This is a genomic window from Rhodoferax sp. ZS1R8, assembly GCF_056521325.1.
The window spans coordinates 577,714-594,707 of the sequence record NZ_JBWMBA010000001.1 but is presented as its reverse complement, the minus strand read 5'-3'; the positions used below and the strand labels follow the sequence as shown (position 1 = coordinate 594,707).

Annotated in this window: 16 protein-coding genes; 9 read left to right on the top strand and 7 right to left on the bottom strand. The window is 61.5% G+C overall.

The annotated features are described in order from the left end of the window. Window positions 1-66 precede the first annotated feature (66 nt). The gene (locus AC097P_RS02805; RefSeq protein ID WP_479608833.1) at window positions 67-1,395 is read left to right on the top strand and encodes an aspartyl/asparaginyl beta-hydroxylase domain-containing protein; all 1,329 of its coding nucleotides are present in this window, start codon (window positions 67-69) and stop codon (window positions 1,393-1,395) included. A gap of 255 nt (window positions 1,396-1,650) precedes the next feature. Here AC097P_RS02805 and AC097P_RS02800 read toward each other — a convergent pair whose 3' ends face one another. From AC097P_RS02800 to AC097P_RS02790, 3 genes are all read right to left on the bottom strand, one after another. Beyond that, on the bottom strand, window positions 1,651-2,940 hold the full coding sequence (locus AC097P_RS02800; RefSeq protein ID WP_479608832.1) for a sensor histidine kinase: 1,290 nt from the start codon (window positions 2,938-2,940) through the stop codon (window positions 1,651-1,653). Then, window positions 2,940-3,656, bottom strand: a complete 717-nt coding sequence (locus tag AC097P_RS02795; protein ID WP_479608831.1) for a response regulator — start codon at window positions 3,654-3,656, stop codon at window positions 2,940-2,942. The genes AC097P_RS02800 and AC097P_RS02795 overlap by 1 nt, the downstream gene beginning before the upstream one ends. 244 nt (window positions 3,657-3,900) lie before the next feature. Then, window positions 3,901-5,262, bottom strand: coding sequence for an AmpG family muropeptide MFS transporter (locus AC097P_RS02790; protein ID WP_479608830.1), 1,362 nt, complete (start codon window positions 5,260-5,262; stop codon window positions 3,901-3,903). A 139-nt stretch (window positions 5,263-5,401) separates the two neighbouring features. On the opposite strand from AC097P_RS02790, the gene AC097P_RS02785 reads away from it, so the two are divergent. Both AC097P_RS02785 and AC097P_RS02780 read left to right on the top strand, forming a co-directional pair. Beyond that, window positions 5,402-6,175, top strand: coding sequence for a M48 family metallopeptidase (locus tag AC097P_RS02785; RefSeq protein ID WP_479609459.1), 774 nt, complete (start codon window positions 5,402-5,404; stop codon window positions 6,173-6,175). A 6-nt stretch (window positions 6,176-6,181) separates the two neighbouring features. Beyond that, entirely contained in the window at window positions 6,182-6,679 is a 498-nt protein-coding gene (locus AC097P_RS02780) for a hypothetical protein (RefSeq protein WP_479608829.1), read from the top strand. A gap of 2 nt (window positions 6,680-6,681) precedes the next feature. On the opposite strand, the gene AC097P_RS02775 is transcribed toward AC097P_RS02780, so the two are convergent. Further along, complete coding sequence (locus AC097P_RS02775) at window positions 6,682-7,470, bottom strand: exodeoxyribonuclease III (protein WP_479609458.1); 789 nt, start codon at window positions 7,468-7,470, stop codon at window positions 6,682-6,684. 10 nt (window positions 7,471-7,480) lie between these two features. Here AC097P_RS02775 and pyrE point away from each other — a divergent pair, with 10 nt between their 5' ends. Then, window positions 7,481-8,158: an orotate phosphoribosyltransferase gene (pyrE, locus tag AC097P_RS02770; RefSeq protein ID WP_479608828.1), complete on the top strand. Its 678-nt coding sequence runs from the start codon at window positions 7,481-7,483 to the stop codon at window positions 8,156-8,158. Window positions 8,159-8,160: 2 nt separating this feature from the next. Then, window positions 8,161-8,805, top strand: coding sequence for a DUF4124 domain-containing protein (locus AC097P_RS02765; protein WP_479608827.1), 645 nt, complete (start codon window positions 8,161-8,163; stop codon window positions 8,803-8,805). Here AC097P_RS02765 and gatB read toward each other — a convergent pair. From gatB to gatC, 3 genes are read right to left on the bottom strand one after another with little or no spacing between them, the layout of a single operon-like run. Then, window positions 8,802-10,310, bottom strand: coding sequence for an Asp-tRNA(Asn)/Glu-tRNA(Gln) amidotransferase subunit GatB (gene gatB, locus AC097P_RS02760; RefSeq protein WP_479608826.1), 1,509 nt, complete (start codon window positions 10,308-10,310; stop codon window positions 8,802-8,804). The two genes, AC097P_RS02765 and gatB, sit on opposite strands and share 4 nt — an antisense overlap. Before the next feature lies 1 nt (window position 10,311). Beyond that, a complete protein-coding gene (gatA, locus tag AC097P_RS02755; RefSeq protein WP_479608825.1) occupies window positions 10,312-11,823 on the bottom strand; it encodes an Asp-tRNA(Asn)/Glu-tRNA(Gln) amidotransferase subunit GatA in 1,512 nt (503 codons plus the stop codon). A 15-nt stretch (window positions 11,824-11,838) separates the two neighbouring features. Beyond that, window positions 11,839-12,138, bottom strand: coding sequence for an Asp-tRNA(Asn)/Glu-tRNA(Gln) amidotransferase subunit GatC (gatC, locus tag AC097P_RS02750; protein WP_479608824.1), 300 nt, complete (start codon window positions 12,136-12,138; stop codon window positions 11,839-11,841). A 203-nt stretch (window positions 12,139-12,341) separates the two neighbouring features. On the opposite strand from gatC, the gene AC097P_RS02745 reads away from it, so the two are divergent. The 4 genes from AC097P_RS02745 to mrdA are packed head-to-tail and all read left to right on the top strand — an operon-like array spanning window position 12,342 to window position 16,984. Next, window positions 12,342-13,385 (top strand): rod shape-determining protein, encoded by a 1,044-nt coding sequence (locus AC097P_RS02745; protein ID WP_209393263.1) that lies wholly within the window; start codon window positions 12,342-12,344, stop codon window positions 13,383-13,385. 27 nt (window positions 13,386-13,412) lie between these two features. Continuing rightward, window positions 13,413-14,330, top strand: a complete 918-nt coding sequence (gene mreC, locus AC097P_RS02740; RefSeq protein ID WP_479608823.1) for a rod shape-determining protein MreC — start codon at window positions 13,413-13,415, stop codon at window positions 14,328-14,330. Continuing rightward, window positions 14,327-14,857 carry a rod shape-determining protein MreD gene (gene mreD, locus AC097P_RS02735; protein WP_479608822.1) on the top strand — a complete coding sequence of 177 codons (531 nt, stop codon included), beginning with the start codon at window positions 14,327-14,329 and terminating at the stop codon, window positions 14,855-14,857. The genes mreC and mreD overlap by 4 nt, the downstream gene beginning before the upstream one ends. Before the next feature lie 15 nt (window positions 14,858-14,872). Next, window positions 14,873-16,984 (top strand): penicillin-binding protein 2, encoded by a 2,112-nt coding sequence (gene mrdA, locus AC097P_RS02730; RefSeq protein WP_479608821.1) that lies wholly within the window; start codon window positions 14,873-14,875, stop codon window positions 16,982-16,984. Window positions 16,985-16,994 lie beyond the last annotated feature (10 nt).

The window sequence follows — 16,994 nt, the reverse complement described above, 5'->3', positions numbered from 1 at the left end:
ACGGCTTCGTCGGGCCTTTTTCTATTCAAAGGATTCTTCGATGCAAAAGCTTTCACCAGGTGCAGAATGGACGCGATGACGCCCTTCGATGCACGAATGCGCAGAGCATCTGATTTGGCCCGCAGCGGGCAGCAGTTGCAGGCGGAGGTCCTTTTGTTGGCGCTCGACAAAGAGTGGCCTCAGCGGATCGAGCCGAGCCATGCACTAGCCCAACTGGCGCTGCATCGGGAAGACTTTAGTCGGGCAGTACATTGGTTGTCGCGTTGCTGCGAAAGGCAACCCGACGCGCACGCCATACGGCTGGAACTGGCATCCGCCTTGGCCGCGGACGGCCAGACAGATAGCGCAATACAACAGCTTCGAAAGCTGGTCACCTCCGATCCGGGTGCGTACCACGCATGGTTACTCCTTGGCGAGCTCTTGGCACAGCAGGGCCGTGCGCTGGCGGCGTTAAAGGCCCGTTACCAGGCCATTACACAAGCAAATGATCAGCGGCAGTGGATGAGCGCTGATGGCGTACCCGAGCATTTACGAACCGCTGTTGCGCACGCCGTATCTGAATTGAAGGCTGGCCAGAGGGAATTGCTTTTTGCATCGTATGACAGTGTGCGCGAAGAGTTTGGCAGCGAATCGCTGCAGAGGGTAGACCGCGCGTTGGACGGGTACTTGGGGTTTACCGAGTGTGTTCCTTCAGACACTAATCAACGTCCAAAGTTTTTCTACTTTCCGGACTTGCCCCCTGGGCCATACCACGATCCCCGTTTACAGCCATGGGCGCACACGTTGACGCGCGCATTTACGCAGATCCGATCAGAAGCGCTGCAGGTTTGGGAGCAGGACGGTGAGCTTCCGCCATTTCTATCACTCACGCCCGACGCAAAGATAGACGACTACTTGACCAGTTCGCGCGGAAAACCCTCGTGGGAGGCGTTTTTCTTCTATCGACATGGGAAACGCTACGACGAAAATCACCAGCGATGCCCCGTTACGAGCAGCTTGCTGGAAACGATTGATTTGTGTCGGGTTGAAGACCAGGCCCCCGAGGTCTGCTTTTCCGTTTTGGCACCTGGAACCAAGATCATGCCGCACTATGGCGTGACCAATACGCGGTTGGTCATGCACTTTCCGCTGGTGGTACCGGCACACTGCGCGCTGAACGTCACAAACCATGGCGCCCACCATTGGAAGGAGGGGGAGTTGATGATGTTTGACGACACCTATCAACACGAGGCGTGGAACAACGCCGAGTCGCCCCGCATCGTCCTGTTGATGGACTGCTGGAATCCACACCTGACACAACCTGAGCGACTCGCGGTGAAGCTGCTTCATGAAACTATCGCTGGTTTCCACGCATCCAGCCGCGTCGCAGATCTGCCCTCCGCTGATGTCCGTTAAGCAAACATCAGGTCTCGTTGGGTTGCCGTTGCGGACAAAAAAAAGCCACCCGAGGGTGGCTTTGTAAAAGTCCCTCGAGAGGGACGTCGTTGGATCCGTTCAGGGCCACCCTGTTTCGGGTTTTGCCTTGCTAGAGCCTGAGCTGTGACAGCAGTGGGGTCAACTGTAGGCGGTATGCCCCATCCGGGGTATCCCCTGTTCATGGGGTTTTGCAAGCAAATCTGCAAATTGCCCGGCAGCGCAGATAGGGTCGCGCTATGGGGCGGACGTTTCGGTCTTGGGTAGGCGAATCTCGAAGCAAGCGCCTCCCTCGCGGCGGTTGCTGCACGACACGGCGCCACCATGGCGCTCTGCAATGGACTTCACCAATGCCAGACCCAGGCCAACGCCGCCGTCGCGCTCCGACGCGCCCGGCAGGCGGTAGAAAGGCTCAAAAATGCGTGTCTGGAATGCTTCTGGCACACCGGGGCCGTTGTCGCATACCCGGATGTACACCCCGGTGCCATCCACGCCCATGTGCAGCGTGGTCTCGCCACCGGCATACCGCCCGGCGTTTTCCAGCAAATTGCGAACCGCGCGGCGCAGCAGCTTGCTGACGCCGGGCACTACCAGTTCGCCATGGGCGGCGTCGGTCTCCAGCGCCGCACCGGTACGGGCGCACTCTTCGGCGGCCAGCCCTAACAGATCGACCGGCTCCACAGTGCCCAGATCGGCCTCGTGGGCATCCAGCCGGCTAGCCAGCAGAATTTCGTCGATCAGCTGGTCCAGCTCGCTGATGTTGCGGGCAATTTCGTCTCGGGCCCGGCCACCGGCCGCGTCTTGCGGGCCGACCATGAACTCCAGCCCCATGCGAATGCGCGTCAGTGGCGAGCGCAGTTCGTGCGAGGCATTGGCCAGCAAGGATTTTTGCGATGCCAGCAGCGCGTCGCGGGTGTTCACCAAAACCTCGATTTGCTGGGCCGCATGGTTGAAGCGGGTCGCCAGGAAGCCGATCTCGTCATCGCCAGTCACCGGCACGCGGGCACTCAGGTCGCCGTCTCCCCACTTTTGCACGCCGTGCTGCAGAGCCTCCAGACGGCGGGTCAAACGCCGAACAATGGGGTAGGTAGCCAGCGCAACCGCTACCGCCACCAGGCCCAGCGTCCAAAAGAAGCCGAACGGGGCACGCCAGTTGGACCGTGGGGGCCGGGGCAGGTGCATGTGGATGACCTGGCCATCCTGCATGCGCACGTCAAATTCAGGTCCCGCACCGTAGCGTCCACGCGGTTCGGGTGCATGCTCTTCACTGCTGTGGACATCCTCCGGCAATCGATCGGGCCCCGGTTCCGTGCCGGTCTCCTTCGGTGGCAGCGCCCATCTTGGGGCCCCTGAGGGTCGCCCCAGGCGCGCCTGGCCACGTCCGATGATTTCGCCTACTTCGTTGCGTGCTACCACTTCGCGCAGCGGTGGGTCTGTGGCCATGCGCCAAGCCCATCCGACCAGCAGCGTTAAAACGGCTACAGCCAGGACGACCGCAAGCCAGATGCGCAGATAGAGTCGGTTCATCAGTCTTGCTGGCGGGCAAATACGTAGCCGACCCCGCGTACCGTCAAGATGCGCTTGGGATTCTTGGGGTCGACTTCGATCGCAGCGCGGATGCGGCCCATATGCACGTCAATGGAGCGGTCAAAGGCATCCAGTTCGCGGCCGCGCACGGCTTCCATGATCTGGTCGCGCGTCAGGACCCGTCCGGCACGCTCAGCCAGCGCGACCAGCAGGTCAAACTGGTACGACGTCAACTCGCACAGCGCACCGCCAACGCAAACGCGCCGTGCGTCGCGGTCGATCTCCAGCGTGCCAAAGCGCAGTGTCAGCTGGTCGGTGGCGGGTCCTTCGACGCGACGGCGTAATACAGCGCGGATACGGGCCAGCAATTCACGCGGTTCAAACGGTTTGGGAAGGTAGTCATCGGCGCCGATTTCCAGGCCGATGATGCGGTCCATGGCGTCGCCCTTGGCTGTCAGCATCAGCACTGGCACCTGGGCCAGGCTGGACGGCAGGGAGCGAATACGGCGGCAGACCTCCAGGCCATCCATGTCGGGCAGCATCACATCCAGTATCACCAGATCGGTCGCCACGCCCTTGCTCGGGTGGTTGAGTTGGGCCAGCCCCGTCGCGCCATCGCCGGCAATGCTGACCACAAAACCGGACTGCTCCAGATACTGCGCCACCATAGCTGCCAGTCGGGCGTCGTCTTCAATCATCAGCAAGTGTTGGCTCATGCCCCCGAGTCTAGACCGGGCTGCCCCCGAGCGTGTGCGCCGGGTCTGAAGCGGCTGTAAAGTTTGGTAAACGAAGGCAGGCCGCGTCCAGCTGTTTTTACGGGGGATCGCTTGACACAAGAATGCTACCAAATCAGGAGCTGCTTACGCCCATCCCACGAGGGCTAGAGCCTGATTTACCTCTTGATAATAGCCACGCCGAACTCTAACGGCCGGGGGCTACCCCAGAGGCCGAACGACTTGCTTAGCGGGTAGGCCGTTGCATGCGCCACAGCACGAGCAGCAGCAAGAGAGGTGGAATTGCAGTCAGCGCCGTGGCGATGAATGCCGTGGCGTACGCATCCAGTAGCCCGTGCGTGGGGACAAGTGCCTCCACCGCTTTCCCGGAGAAGCCCTTCAGAAATTTGCCGAGCAACGCGTAGGTCGATGACAGCATTGCGTACTGCGTGGCGGTGTAGCCCAGGCTGGTCAGGCTCGACATATACGTTACCAGCGCCACGCCGGCGAAACACTGGGCAAACGTGTCGAGCGCCATCACTGCAGCGAACACAGCCGGGTCGGCATTGACGCTGAGCAGCGCGAACCCGGCCGTGCCCAAGCCTTCGAGCACCAGCCCTATGACCAAGGTCGGCAGCAAGCCCAGCCGCACTGCGCTGATGCCTGCCGCCGCAATCCCGAAAAAGGTGGCGCCCAGGCCAAAGGTGCCGCGCACCCAGGCCACCGTGTCCTTGGATATCCCCAGGTCGTGGTAATACGGGTTGTACATCGGCCCCATGATGAAGTCGGGCAGGCGGTACAGCGCCACCATCAGCAGCATGACGAGCCCGGCCACCTTGTGTTTGGCAAAGAAGTCGACGAAGGGGCCGACGATGGCGTCACCCAGGCCGCGCAGCGTCCACAGCGGTGGCTTTTGGTGCAGCACCACATCGGCGCGTGTCGGCTCTGAGGCGAACAGGGTCGCAACCGTGCACAACGCCATCAGAAACGCCATGCCGACGTAGGACATAGACCAGCCTACACGCGCGGCCGCCGCAATGATCAATGCATCGGTGACCAGCAGCGCGATGCGATAGCCAACCTGGGCGGCAGAGGTCATCAAGCCCACTTCGTCAGCGTCAGCGGCCGATTCGATGCGCCAGGCGTCGATGGCAATGTCTTGCGTCGCCGAGGCGAAGGCCGTCAACAATGCAAACGCGCCGATAGCCACCAGCCCGCCCGCTGTGCCCACAGTGGCCATGCCCAGTATCCCGAACGTGACCAGAATCTGGCACAGCAGCATCCAGCCCCGGCGACGACCCAGGCGGCCCAGCAGCGGCACGTCGATGCGGTCGACCAGCGGGGACCAGTACACCTTGAAGGCGTACGCAAAGCCCACCCACGAGATAAACCCGATAGCGACCAGGCTCGTGCCGTCGTCCCGCAGCCAGTAGCCGAAGGTATTGGCAGTTAGCAGAAAGGGCAGCCCCGAGGCAAAACCCAGCGCGAGCATCACTGCGACCTTGGGCTGCCTGAGCTCGCGCAGCACTTCAAGCGCGGAGCGTTTGCGGCGCACAGGTGTGGGGGTCGCTTCGGTCATCGAAAAGTGGCTGTTAAGGTACCAATCCATTGGATCTTGCAGGCCAATGGCGGGGTAGTAAGCTGTGGGGTGGTCATGGAGGAATAATACCGCTATGAAAATTCGTACCAAATGCTTGGCTGGCCCTTCAATGCGGGCTGCTGCCTTAACCGTGGGCCTTGTCCTCGGCATGCCCTGCGCCTACGCGCGCGAAGGGGTGGACGTGGGTGGCAACTCTGCGTTCAGCAAACTTGTGCCGGCAGAACAGGTGGAGCAGGCTGCTGCGCAGCAATATGCGCAGTTGCTGGCCCAGGCGGACAGCAAAAAAGCGCTGGCCCCGCAGAACCATCCCCAACTGCAGCGCCTGCGCACCATTGGCAAGCGCATTATTCCGTTTGCGCTGGAGTGGAACCCCCGCGCCCGCAATTGGCAGTGGGATGTCAATCTGATCGGCTCCAGCCAGATCAACGCCTTTTGCATGCCCGGCGGCAAGGTGGTGTTTTACACCGGCATTCTGGAAAAACTGCAGTTGACGGATGACGAGGTTGCCATGGTAATGGGCCACGAAGTCGCCCACGCCCTGCGGGAGCACGCGCGGGAGCGCATGGGCAAGAGTGCAACGACAAACATCGCTGCCAGAATTCTCGGGTCCGTGGCTTCAAGCTATTTCGGCATAGACTCCCGCATCACAGACGGCGTGGCCCGTGGCGGCGCGAACTTGCTGACGCTGGAATTCAGCCGCGAGGACGAGTCGGAGGCTGACCTGGTCGGCATGGAGTTGGCGGCCCGCGCCGGCTTCGACCCACGTGCGGGCGTGACCTTGTGGCAAAAGATGAGCGCGGCCAACAAGGGCGCGCCGCCGCAGTGGCTGTCCACCCACCCGTCGGGCTCTTCCCGCATCGCCGAAATACAGGCCAACCTGCCCAAGGTCATGCCGCTGTATGAGCGGGCGCGCCGCCGGTAGAGTTGCATGGTCAAGCAATGGCTGGGCTTTCCATTCGTTCAGATCGCCCTATGCACAGCGTGCTACGCCCTGCTGGCCTACTGGACAGATAAGTGGACCGTCCTGTTTGCATCTCCGCTCTACGGCGCACTGATAGCCCGGCCGCTCATCAATTTGGTAGCGAGCCTGCGCCAGGTTGCACGGTCCATGGTGTGGCTGCCCGTGCACGGTCAGCACTACGTGGTCAAGGGAACGACGGTGCACATGCTGGAGGATGAGGAGGACTGGCGCTGGGTCCGACTAACCGATGTGCAATTGGCGCTTGGCGCGCCACTCAACACCCGCCAATTGGCGGTGACCTACCCGGAGCGTGTGGAAATGATGGGCAGGCCGGCGCAGTTGCACATGCGCGATGATGCGCTGATCGCCCACCTGTCCAAGCAAAAAGACGCCACCGCGTTGCGGCTGCGCACCTGGGTGGAGCGCAACATCGCCTTCCCGGCAGAGCGCTTGCGCCAGCGCTAGCCTTAGCCCCAGTCGTAGCCGATGGTGATCGGCGCGTGGTCGGAAAACTTCTCGTGTTTGTAAATGTCCACCGTGCGCGCACCCGCTGCCAGAGCAGGGGTTGCCAGGTGGTAATCCAGCCGCCAGCCTACGTTGTTGGCATAGGCCTGGCCGCGGTTGCTCCACCATGTGTAGCAGGCGTCCGTGGTGTCGGGTTCCAGCTGGCGGTAGACATCGACAATGCCGCCCTCGGTCGTCAGCTTGGTCACCCAGGCGCGCTCTTCGGGTGTGAAGCCGCTGTTCTTCTGGTTGCTGCGCCAGTTTTTCAGGTCGGCCTCCTTGTGGGCGATGTTGATGTCGCCGCACAGGATGAAGTCACGCTGGCTTTTAAGCGCCTGCAGGTGCGGGTACATCGCACCCAGAAAGCGGAACTTGGCCTGCTGTCGCTCTTCGCCCGACGAGCCGCTGGGAAAGTACGCGCTGATGATGGAATGTTTGCGCGAAGGTGTGTCAAAGCGTAACTCTACATAGCGGCCCTCGCCGTCGAACTCGCCGCCGTCAAAGCCGATGACCACATCGCTGGGCTCCAGCCGCGTGTAGGCGGCTACACCCGAGTAACCCTTCTTCTCGGCAAAATGGAAGTAGCCCTTGAGTCCGCCCAGGGATTCGAACTTGTCTTTCACGTCCGCCGCCTGGGCCTTGACCTCCTGCACACAAATACAATCAGGCGCGGCCTGGTGCAGCCACGCCTCCAGCCCCTTGCTGGTGGCCGAGCGGATGCCATTGAGGTTGAGGCTGGTTAATTTAAACAAGGAATTTTTCATGGCAAATCACGACCCATTGGCCCAAGAGTTTGTGCAGTTTGCAGTGGAGTGCGGGGTGCTGCGGTTTGGCGAATTCAAAACCAAGGCCGGCCGCCTGAGCCCTTACTTCTTCAACGCAGGCCTGTTTGACGATGGGGCCAAACTGGGGCGTTTGGCTGGATTCTATGCCCAGCGCCTGCTGGCCAGTGGCATTGAATTCGACATGGTTTTTGGCCCTGCCTACAAAGGTATTCCACTCGGAGCCGCGCTGTCGGTCGAGCTAGCCCGCCTCGGGCGCAACGTTCCCTTCGCGTACAACCGCAAAGAAGCGAAAGACCACGGTGAGGGCGGCACTCTTGTCGGCGCGCCATTGAGGGGGCGCGTTTTAATTGTGGATGATGTGATGTCGGCCGGTACCGCTACCCGCGAATCGATCGCCATCATTCAGGCCGCCGGCGCCACACCGCATGCAGTGATGATTGCGCTGGACCGGCAGGAGAAGGCCACTGAAAACGGCCAGGACGTGCCCTACAGCGCGGTGCAATTCGTGCAGCGCCAATTGGGGCTACAGGTTTGCTCGATTGCGAAGCTGGGCGATTTGATGCAGTATCTGGCTGGTCACAGCGGCGCAGGTTTGGCTCAGGCGCACCAACAAGTGCAGGCCTACCGGGAGCGGTACGGTGTAGACGAAGGATGAACATGACGATGTGCAAGAAGGGGTTGCTGTTAGCCGCAGGCGTGGTATGGGCCAGCGCCAGCGCGTGGGGGCAGATCACTCCGGGTGTCTACACCTGCGTGGACGCCAAGGGTCGGAAGCTGACGGCTGACCGACCCATTCCCGAATGCACCGACCGCGAACAAAAGATACTGAACCCCAGCGGCACGGTCAAAGAAAAACTCGGCCCCACGCTCACCGCCAAAGAACGCGCAGACCAGGAAGCCAAGGAAAAGCGGGAAATCGAAGAGCGCAACCGCAGTGTGGATGAAAAGCGGCGAGACCGCGCGCTGTTGACACGGTATCCGACCCGGGCGGTGCATGACCAGGAACGCGCGCAGGCGCTGGTGCAAATTGGCGTCGTGATCCAAGCGGCGAAAACCCGCCTGGAAGAGTTGGTTAAGCAGCGCGTGGCGATTGATGAGGAAATGGAGTTCTACAAAAAGGACCCCTCCAAAGCGCCGGCCTATCTGCGCCGACAGCAAGATGAAAACATCCAGAGCCAGACGGTGCAGCGGCGCTTCATCGGTGAGCAGGACGGCGAAATCAAGCGTGTCAACGAGCGCTTCGACGACGAACTGGTGCGCCTGCGCCAACTCTGGGCGCTGAATGCGCCGGCTAAGAATTAAGCGAGCTTGCTGCGCAGCAGGTCATTGACTTGTTGCGGATTGGCCTTGCCCTTGCTGGCCTTCATGATCTGCCCGACCAGCGCGTTAAGTGCTTTGTCGTTACCGGCTTTGAACTCGGTGACGTTTTTGGCGTTGGCGGCTATGACATCGTCGACGATGGCTTCTAGGGCGCCGGTGTCGTTCATCTGTTTGAGGCCCTTGGCTTCGATGATGGCGTCCACGTCGGAGCCTTCGCCGGACCATAGCGCTTCAAAAACTTGCTTGGCGGCGTTGTTCGAAACCGTGCTGTCGGCAATGCGGCCAATCAACGCTGCCAATTGCGCAGCTTTGACCGGAGCGCTTTCGATGGCCAGGTCTTGGGCGTTCAGGCGGCGCGATACCTCACCCATGATCCAGTTGCTGGCCAGCTTGGCCTGGCCACTGGCCTTGGCGGCGTTTTCAAAGTAGCTGGCTATCGGCTTGCTCTGCGTGAGCTGCGTCGCGTCGTATTCTGGCAAGCCGTATTCCCGAACAAAGCGCTCGGACATCACGCGCGGCAATTCGGCCATTTGCCCTCGTATTTCCTTAATCCACTGCTCCGAAATATATAGCGGTGGTAAATCTGGGTCCGGGAAGTAGCGGTAGTCCGCCGCATCTTCCTTAGTGCGCATCGCACGGGTCTCGCCGGTGTCTGGATTGAAAAGCACCGTGGCCTGTTCGATTGTGTGTCCATCCTCAATTTGATCGATCTGCCAGCGCACCTCGTAATCAATGGCCTGCTGCATGAACTTGAAGCTGTTCAGGTTCTTGATCTCGCGCCGCGTGCCCAGGGGTTGGCCGGGTTTGCGCACTGACACGTTGGCGTCGCAGCGGAATGAGCCCTCTTGCATATTGCCGTCGCAAATGCCGATCCAGGTCACTATCTTGTGCAGTTCTTTGGCGTAGGCCACGGCCTCCGCACTGGAGCGCATGTCGGGCTCGGTGACGATTTCCAAGAGCGGTGTGCCGGCACGGTTCAGGTCGATACCGGTCTGGCCAATGAAGTCTTCGTGCAGCGACTTGCCGGCATCTTCTTCCAGGTGCGCGCGCACCAGGCGCACGGTCTTCTTCTCGGCCACGCCTTTGACTTCGGGCATGAAGAACTCGACCGCGCCGCCTTGCACGACCGGGATCTCGAACTGGCTGATCTGGTAGCCCTTGGGCAGGTCGGGGTAGAAATAGTTTTTGCGCGCAAAAATGCTCTTGGGCGCAATGTGGGAGCCAATCGCCAGACCGAATTCGATGGCGCGTTGCACGGCGCCTTTGTTCATGACCGGCAGCGTGCCGGGCAGGGCCAGGTCCACGGCGCAGGCTTGCGTATTGGGCTCGGCGCCAAACGCTGTGGCGGCGCGGCTGAAGATCTTGCTGGTCGTCGACAACTGGGCGTGGGTCTCGAAGCCGATGATGACTTCGTACCCCGACACCAGCGGGCCGGTCGGGCGGCCCTGTTGTTGTGCTTCAAATGTGTTCACGGTCTCGCTGCTCATTTCAAAATCCTGCGGGGCGGGCGGTGTGGAAATCGGTGGCTTGCTGGAAGCGGTGCGCCGCGTTGAGCAGGCGTGCTTCCTGGAAATAGTTACCGAGCAATTGCATGCCGACCGGCATGCCACCAGCGCCAAAGCCGACCGGAATGCTCATGCCGGGCAAACCTGCCAAAGAGCCGGGCAGTGTGAAGATGTCGGCCAGATAGTTGGCAACGGGGTCGTCAGACTTTTCGCCGATCTTCCATGCCACGGTGGGGGCGACAGGACCGGCAATGACGTCGCAATCCTTGAACGCATTCTGGAAATCGTCAGCAATCATGCGACGGATTTTTTGCGCTTGCAGGTAGTAGGCGTCGTAGTAGCCGTGGGACAGCACATAGGTGCCGATCATGATGCGGCGCTTGACCTCATCACCAAAACCTTCGGCGCGGGTTTTCTTGTACATGTCGGCCAGATCGGTGAACTTGTTGGCGCGGTGGCCGAACTTCACACCGTCAAAGCGGCTCAGGTTCGAGCTGGCTTCGGCTGGCGCGATGATGTAGTAAACCGGGATGGACAGCTCGGTGCGCGGCAGCGTGATGGGCACCAGCTTGGCGCCCAGCTTCTCGTATTCCTTGAGCGCGGTGTCAATGGCGGTGCGCACATCAGCAGATAGACCGTCACCAAAAAACTCTTTGGGAATGCCAATGCGCAGGCCTTCTATGGAGTCGTTCAGCTTCAGCGAATAGTCTTCGGCCGGCACATCGATAGACGTCGAGTCGCGGTCCAAGTCCGGGCCGCACATCGCAGACAACAACAACGCGCAATCCTGTGCTGAACGTGCCATGGGCCCGGCTTGGTCCAAGCTGGACGCAAAAGCCACCATGCCGTATCGCGACGCGCGGCCATAGGTTGGCTTGATGCCAGTGATACCGCAGAACGAAGCGGGCTGGCGGATGGATCCGCCGGTGTCGGTGCCCGTAGCCGCGGGAGCCAGGCGTGCTGCCACCGCCGTCGCGCTGCCGCCCGACGAGCCGCCTGGAATGCGCGAGGTATCCCAGGGGTTGCGCACCGGCTCAACCTGTGCATGGCTGACCGCCTGAATGGCTGAGTTCTCGTTGCTGGAGCCCATCGCGAACTCATCACAGTTCAGTTTGCCCAATGTGACCACCCCTTGCGCGGCCAGCTTGGCGACCACGGTCGCGTCAAATGGCGAACGGTAAGTCTTCAGCATGCGCGAACCGGCGGTGGTGACAAAGTCCTTGGTCACAAAGATGTCCTTGTGCGCTATCGGCAGGCCTTCCAGCGAACCGGCCGTGCCATTGGCTATGCGGGCATCGGCGGCGCGGGCCTGGGCCAGCGTGGTGTCGGCATCGACAGCGACAAAGGCGCCGAGGTCGGTGTGGGCGGCACTGCGGGCCAGGAAGTGCTGGGCCAGCTCAACAGCGGACACTTTTTTGTCGCGCAGGGCTTGGATCAGGTCGTGCACGCTGTGGTCGTGCAGTGCGTGCGAAGCGGTGGATTGGGATTGCGTCATCGTCTGCTCAAAAAATTATTCGATCACCTTGGGGACCAGAAACAGCCCGTTCTCTACGGCTGGGGCGCTCTGCTGGTTGGCTTCGCGCTGGTTGGACTCGCTGGCCACGTCCTCGCGCAGGCGCAGCGCAAAATCCGTCAGGGCGACCACGGGGTGCGCCAAAGGCTCAATGCCGGTCGTATCCACGGCGCGCATTTGTTCCACGATGTCAAAAAAGCCATTCATCTGTGTCAGCATGCGCTCACTTTCGGTGGGGGCAAGTTCCAGGCGTGCCAGATTGGCGATCCGGGCGATGTCGGTAGGTGTCAGTGACATGGTGCGTTGTGAGTTGAAACCAAAGGTAATTCGGTGCCGGCGGCCCCGTTTAGAGAGGGGTGTACAAAGGCAATCGGTTATTATCCCGTCTTTGGCGTGGGTGCTGCAAAGTCGCCCAAATTGACGCCAAACTTACGACTTTTTAACGATAAAACCGTGGTGATGGGGACCGAAGTGCCGCCCATGCCTCGAGAGGATATGTAATGTTTGGATCTTTCCGTCGGTACTTTTCCACCGACCTGGCCATCGACTTGGGCACGGCCAATACCCTGATTTTTGTACGCGGTCAGGGCATCGTTCTGGACGAACCCTCGGTCGTAGCCATCCGCCACGAAGGCGGTCCCCAAGGCAAGAAAACCATACAAGCCGTCGGCAAGGAAGCCAAAGCCATGCTGGGCAAGGTTCCCGGCAATATCGAAGCCATCCGGCCTATGAAAGACGGCGTGATCGCCGACTTCACGGTCACCGAGCAAATGCTCAAGCAGTTCATCAAAATGGTGCATCCACGTGGCATTTTCCGCCCCAGCCCCCGCATCATCATTTGCGTACCTTGCGGTTCTACCCAGGTCGAGCGCCGTGCCATCCGCGAATCCGCATTGGGCGCCGGTGCCAGCGATGTGTACCTGATCGAGGAACCCATGGCAGCCGCCATTGGCGCCGGTTTGCCCGTCTCTGAGGCCAGCGGCTCGATGGTTGTGGACATCGGTGGCGGTACTACCGAAGTCGGCGTCATCTCGCTGGGCGGCATGGTTTACAAGGGCTCGGTCCGCGTTGGTGGAGACAAGTTTGACGAAGCCATCATCAACTACATCCGCCGCAACTACGGCATGCTGATCGGCGAGCCCACGGCCGAATCCATCAAGAAGCAAATCGGCTCGGCCTTCCCAGGCTCCGAAGTCAAGGAAATGGAAGTGCGCGGACGCAATCTGTCCGAAGGCGTGCCCCGCAGCTTCACGATTTCTTCCAACGAAATCCTGGAAGCCCTGACCGACCCGCTGAACAACATCGTCTCCGCCGTCAAAAACGCACTGGAGCAAACCCCCCCCGAGCTGGGTGCCGACATTGCCGACCGCGGCATGATGTTGACCGGTGGTGGCGCGCTGTTGCGTGACCTGGACCGCCTGCTGGCTGAAGAAACCGGCCTGCCGGTGCTGGTGGCCGAAGATCCTCTGACCTGTGTGGTGCGCGGTTGCGGCATTGCACTGGAGCAGATGGAGCGTCTGGGCTCCATTTTCACCAGCGAATAAGTAAGCGGGTACTGCGATGCCCCCACCATGCCGTTAGGTACGCTGGACCGCGATCCCCCGCCGTTTTTTCGGCAGGGCCCGTCAGCCCTGTCCAAGCTTGTCGTTTGCAGCGCGCTGGCGTTCTTTTTGATGGTGGCGGACGCGCGGTTCAAGGTCATGCAGCCCTTGCGGGTTGTGCTCGCTACGGTGCTGTACCCGGCGCAGTGGCTGGCCTTACGCCCTGTGTTGCTGTACCAGAACGTCAGCCAGTATTTCTCGTCACTGACCGCCGCGCAGACCGCGCAACAAGAGGTCATCCGCAAGCACAACCTGCAGTCGCAGCGCGCCAACCAGGTCGAGCAGTTGTCGCTGGAGAACACGCGCCTGCGCAAGCTGCTGGGCCTGCGTGAGCGACTGCAATCACCGTCAACCGCCGCCCAGGTGATCTATGACGCGGCCGATCCCTACAGCCACAAGGTCATCATCGACAAGGGCATGGCCGACAACGTCGCGTTGGGCTCCCCGGTGCTGGATGAGGCGGGCGTGCTGGGCCAGGTCACCCGTGTCTACCCACTGGTCAGCGAGGTCACGCTGATCACTGACCGCGACCATGCCATACCGGTGCTGAACACCCGCACTGGCGCGCGCGGCGTGGCCTTTGGTGATGTGTCGCTGCATGTGGATGCGATGGAGCTGCGTTTCATGGCCGCCAATGCCGACGTGGCCGAAGGCGACCTGCTGACCACCAGCGGAGTCGATGGCGTCTACCCGCCGGGCCTGCCGGTGGCACGCATCGAAAAGATCGAACGCAGGGTGGACACCGTGTTTGCCCGCATCTATTGCGTGCCGCTGGCCATAGTGGCTGGTGCGGCCCACGTCGTGGTGCTGGAGCCGACCAATGCGCAGTTGCCCGCGCGCCCTGCGCCGGATGTGCCGGTTGCCACACCGCGAAGGGGACGCCGATGATCATGCGTCCAGGCCAGCAGCTGCTGCTACCCGCTAATCCTCTCTTCATCTGGGGCAGTCTGATTGCGGCCATGCTGCTCAATATGCTGCAGAACATGGGCCTGTGGGGCCGCGCCGCGTGGACGCCGGATGTACTGGCCGTAGTGCTGGTTTTCTGGACCGTGCACCAGCCTTTGCGCATCAGCATTGGCGGCGCCTTTGTGTTCGGCTTGTTGATGGACGTGCACCAGGGCGGGCTGCTGGGCCAGCATGCCATGGCCTATACGGTGTTGAGCTTCTTTGCGATCACCATCCACCGCCGTTTGCTGTGGTTCTCGGTGCCATCGCAGGCGGCGCAGGTGTTTCCCTTGTTCGCCGTGGCGCACGCCGTGGAGTTGGCCGTGCGCATGCTCAGCGGGGGGCAGTTTCCGGGGATGTGGATGCTGCTGGCACCCGTGGCCGAGGCTGTGCTGTGGCCGGTGGCCAACCTCGTCTTGCTGGCCCCGCAATTGCGCGCCCCCGACCCCGACGCCAATCGTCCTCTATAACTGGACAGTTTCCGCATGACCGAAATACGCAACGTCGAAGCGGACCTGGCGCGCTTTCGCACCCGCGTGTTTGCGGTTAGCGTGATGGTGCTGTTCTGCTTCTTCCTGCTGGGCGCGCGCCTGGTCTATCTGCAGGTGGTGCGGCATGACGACCTGCGGGCGCAGGCCGAGAGCAACCGCACGTCCATCGTGCCCATCGTCCCCAACCGCGGGCTGATCGTGGACCGCAACGGTATTGTGCTGGCCAGCAACTACTCCGCCTACACGCTGGAGATCACGCCCTCCAAGACCAACGGGTTGGAGCAGACCATTGATGAGTTGAGCAAGGTGATGGAAGTGACTGCGCGCGACCGCCGGCGCTTCAAGAAGCTGATGGAAGAGTCCAAGAGTTTCGAGTCCCTGCCGATCCGCACCCGCCTGACCGACATCGAAGTGGCGCGCTTTGCGGCGCAGCGCTTCCGCTTTCCCGGCGTCGAGATCAAGGCGCGTCTGTTTCGCAACTACCCGTATGGTGAACTGGCCAGCCACGTGATTGGCTACATCGGGCGCATCAACCAGGCAGAAAAAGCCAAGATCGAGGACGACGACAACCAGGCTAACTACCGCGGGACCGAGTACATCGGCAAGCTTGGCGTGGAACAGAACTTCGAACAACAGTTGCACGGCACCACCGGTGTGGAGCGGGTCGAGACCTCCGCCGGGGGGCGCGCCGTTCGCAAGCTCGCCAGCACGCCGTCCACGCCCGGCAACAGGGTGGAGTTGTCGCTCGACATCAAGCTGCAAAAGTTGGTCGAAGACATGTTTGGTGACCGGCGTGGCGCGCTGGTTGCCATCGACCCGCGCAACGGTGAGGTGCTGGCCTTCGTGTCCAAGCCGACCTTCGATCCCAACTTGTTTGTAGACGGTATCGACACCGAAAGCTGGGCCGCGCTCAATGAAGATGTTGACAAACCGCTACTGAACCGTGCGCTGCGTGGTACCTATCCGCCCGGCTCCACCTACAAGCCGCTGATGGCGATGGCGGCGTTGAACAGTGGCAAACGCGCGGCCAATGTGGTGATTCAGGACAACCTGACCTACAGCTTTGGTGGTCGCACCTTCGGCAGCCCTGCGGCAGACCGTGCAGGCCCCAAGGACATGCGACTGGCCATCGTCAGCTCGTCCAACGTCTATTTCTACAGCCTCGCCAACGAGATGGGTGTGGACCTGATCCACGACCAGCTGGAGCCGTTTGGCCTGGGCCGCCTCACAGGTATCGACCTGATGGGCGAAGTCACCGGCGACCTGCCATCACAGAATTGGAAGCGCAAGAAATTCAAGAAGCCTGAGCAGCAGAAGTGGTACGCAGGCGAAACGATCTCGCTGGGCATCGGCCAGGGCTACAACAATTTCACGATGCTGCAGATGGCCACCGCCTATTCGACGATCGCGTCCGGCGGTCTGCGTTTCAAACCCCACCTGGTGCGTGAGATCCAGGATGTAGTCCAGCACACAACGGTACGCACCGCCAATGATGCGCTGGAGCCGCTGCCGCTGAAGCCCGAGCATGTAGCGGTCATCCGCAATGCGATGAATGGTGTGACGTTGGAGGGCACGTCCCGACAGGTGTTTGCCGGTGCTGGCTACCAAAGTGGCGGCAAGACCGGCACAGCGCAGGCGGTCGGGCTGCGCGCGGGCGAGAAGTACAGCAGCGTCAATGCCGACGAAAGCAAGCGCGATCATGCCCTGTACGTTGCCTTTGCTCCATTGGAAAACCCGACCATTGCGTTGGCGGTGATTGTCGAGAACGCCGGCTGGGGCTCAGGGTCGGCCGCGCCGATCGCGCGCCGCGTCTTTGACTACTGGTTGCTGGGGCAGTACCCGAATGACGAAGACATGGCGGCCGTCCGCAAGGGCCAGGCTTCGGCACCCATCGGCAAGCCGCTGCTGGCCGCCCAGGTGCCGTGGCCGCGCAAGGGGGCCGCCGCTACCCCCCCGGCGGTAGCAGCGGTAGCCGGCGCCGCGGCAGTACCTGCGAGTGCGCCCAAGCCTGCCAGCAGTATGCCAACGCCGCCGGCATTACCAGCCAGCGCTGGCAAGTCGCCAGCCAGTGCCCCTGCCAGCGCTGCCGCGTCGGCACCCCGCTAAGCCCGTCGCA

Coding starts and splice junctions, on each gene's coding strand:
- AC097P_RS02805 (WP_479608833.1), top strand. CDS start 67: ATGGACGCGATGACGCCCTTCGATGCACGAATGCGCAGAGCATCTGAT.
- AC097P_RS02800 (WP_479608832.1), bottom strand. CDS start 2,940: ATGAACCGACTCTATCTGCGCATCTGGCTTGCGGTCGTCCTGGCTGTA.
- AC097P_RS02795 (WP_479608831.1), bottom strand. CDS start 3,656: ATGAGCCAACACTTGCTGATGATTGAAGACGACGCCCGACTGGCAGCT.
- AC097P_RS02790 (WP_479608830.1), bottom strand. CDS start 5,262: ATGGATTGGTACCTTAACAGCCACTTTTCGATGACCGAAGCGACCCCC.
- AC097P_RS02785 (WP_479609459.1), top strand. CDS start 5,402: ATGCCCTGCGCCTACGCGCGCGAAGGGGTGGACGTGGGTGGCAACTCT.
- AC097P_RS02780 (WP_479608829.1), top strand. CDS start 6,182: ATGGTCAAGCAATGGCTGGGCTTTCCATTCGTTCAGATCGCCCTATGC.
- pyrE (WP_479608828.1), top strand. CDS start 7,481: ATGGCAAATCACGACCCATTGGCCCAAGAGTTTGTGCAGTTTGCAGTG.
- AC097P_RS02765 (WP_479608827.1), top strand. CDS start 8,161: ATGACGATGTGCAAGAAGGGGTTGCTGTTAGCCGCAGGCGTGGTATGG.
- gatB (WP_479608826.1), bottom strand. CDS start 10,310: ATGAGCAGCGAGACCGTGAACACATTTGAAGCACAACAACAGGGCCGC.
- gatA (WP_479608825.1), bottom strand. CDS start 11,823: ATGACGCAATCCCAATCCACCGCTTCGCACGCACTGCACGACCACAGC.
- gatC (WP_479608824.1), bottom strand. CDS start 12,138: ATGTCACTGACACCTACCGACATCGCCCGGATCGCCAATCTGGCACGC.
- AC097P_RS02745 (WP_209393263.1), top strand. CDS start 12,342: ATGTTTGGATCTTTCCGTCGGTACTTTTCCACCGACCTGGCCATCGAC.
- mreC (WP_479608823.1), top strand. CDS start 13,413: ATGCCGTTAGGTACGCTGGACCGCGATCCCCCGCCGTTTTTTCGGCAG.
- mreD (WP_479608822.1), top strand. CDS start 14,327: ATGATCATGCGTCCAGGCCAGCAGCTGCTGCTACCCGCTAATCCTCTC.
- mrdA (WP_479608821.1), top strand. CDS start 14,873: ATGACCGAAATACGCAACGTCGAAGCGGACCTGGCGCGCTTTCGCACC.